We start from the raw sequence: 1664 nt of genomic DNA on the forward strand, positions 1-1664 counted from the left end.
CGCGAGCCCGGGTCGTGCAGCCCGGTCGGCTGCGCATCGGCGCGGGCCGTCGGACCATGGACGGGGCGCCCGGCCCGGAGGCCGGTGTTCCGCCCGCGTGACGGCCGGTGCTGCGTGACGACCGGTCTCCCGCCCCCGTGACAAGGAGGACGCCATGACCGTCCCCGTTCCTCCGGGACCGGACGTCGGACCGGTGCCCGACCCGGCACCCGTCCCTCCCCCGCCCGTCCCCGTGCCTCCGGTACCGCCTGGGCCCGAGCCGGTGCCCCCGGGACCGGCCCCGGTGCCGCCCTCCCCGCCCGGTCCCGGGCCCGACCCGGTGCCGCCGGATCCGGTTCCGCCGGTACCCGGCCCCGAGCCGGTGCCGCCGAACCCGCAGCCCGTCCCGGCCGGTGGTCCGGCAGGTGGCTTGGCCGGTGGTCCGGCAGGCGGTTCGGTCGGCGGCTCTGCGGCCCCGGCGAGAGGTCCGGTCCGGTGACGGCCGGGGCCCGCCTCCGCCGGGCGCTGGAGGTGCCGACGGTGGGGGTCGAGGAGGAGTTCCTGCTCGTCGACCGGCACTCGCGGCTGCCCGTCGGCCGCGCGCCCGGTGTCGTCAAGGAGGCTTCGGACGTGCTCGGCGAGCGGGTGCAGACCGAGTTCTTCACCTCGCAGGCCGAGGTGTGCACCCGCCCCGCCCGGAGCCTGCCGGAGTTGCGCGCCGACCTGGTGCACCTGCGGGCGGTGCTGCGGGAGGCGGCCGCGGGCGCGGACTGCCGCCCGGTCGGCACCGCGATGCCGGTGATCGCGGACGGGCATCCGCCGGCGATCACCGACTCGGCGCGGTACCGGCGGATCAGCGAGCACGTCGGTGCGGTGGCGACCAGCCCGGAGGGCCTGGTCTGCGGCTGCCACGTGCACGTCGGCGTGCCGTGCCGGGCGCGGGCGCTGGCACTGAACAACCGGATGCGGCCGTGGCTGCCGATCGTGCAGGCGCTGGCGGTGAACTCGCCGTTCAGTGCGGGCCGGGACACCGGTTACGCGAGCTGGCGGCACGCCTTCTACCGGCGCTGGCCGACGGTCGGCCCGGCGCCGCGGCTGGACGAGCCCGGCTACCGGGCGACGGTCGGCGGTCTGCTGGACGCCGGGGTGATCCTCGACACCGCGATGATCTACTGGTACTCGCGGCCGTCCGAGCACGTCCCGACGTTGGAGGTCAGGGTCGCCGACACCAACGCGGACGTGGACACCACGCTGCTGGTGGCGGCGCTGGTGCGCGGACTCGCCACCACGATGCTGGCCGAGCTCCCGGAGGACCCGGTGGCGGCCGGTCCGGACGGGGCGGGGGCCGACACCACGGCGATGATCGACGCCGCGCACTGGTCGGCCGCGCTCTGCGGCATCAACGGCAACGGGGCGGACCCGGTGACCGGCCGCGTCGCACCGATGCGGCACCTGGTGGACCTGCTCGTGGAACGCGCCCGGCCGGGCCTGGAGGCCGCCGGGGACCTCGGCACCGTCCGCCAGCTGCTGGCCGGCCTGTGCACGGCCGGCACCGGCGCCGACCGGCAGCGGGCCGCCTTCGCCCGGCGCGGCCGGTACGGCGACGTGGTGGACGAACTCGCCGCGCTGACCGCCGGGGCCTGAGGGCCCGGGACCCGTAGGACCCGCCGGGCGGCGGGTCCTAC

At 77.7% G+C, this 1664-nt stretch carries 1 protein-coding gene; it reads left to right on the plus strand.

Going from position 1 to position 1664, the window contains the following annotated elements:
* Positions 1-474: 474 nt before the first annotated feature.
* A complete protein-coding gene (locus ABZ641_RS36335) occupies positions 475-1623 on the plus strand; it encodes a glutamate--cysteine ligase (RefSeq protein WP_359988774.1) in 1149 nt (382 codons plus the stop codon).
* The last annotated feature ends 41 nt before the right edge of the window (positions 1624-1664 follow it).

Origin of the sequence: Kitasatospora sp. NPDC007106, from assembly GCF_040634455.1 — a bacterium.
GTDB lineage: Bacteria > Actinomycetota > Actinomycetes > Streptomycetales > Streptomycetaceae > Kitasatospora > Kitasatospora arboriphila.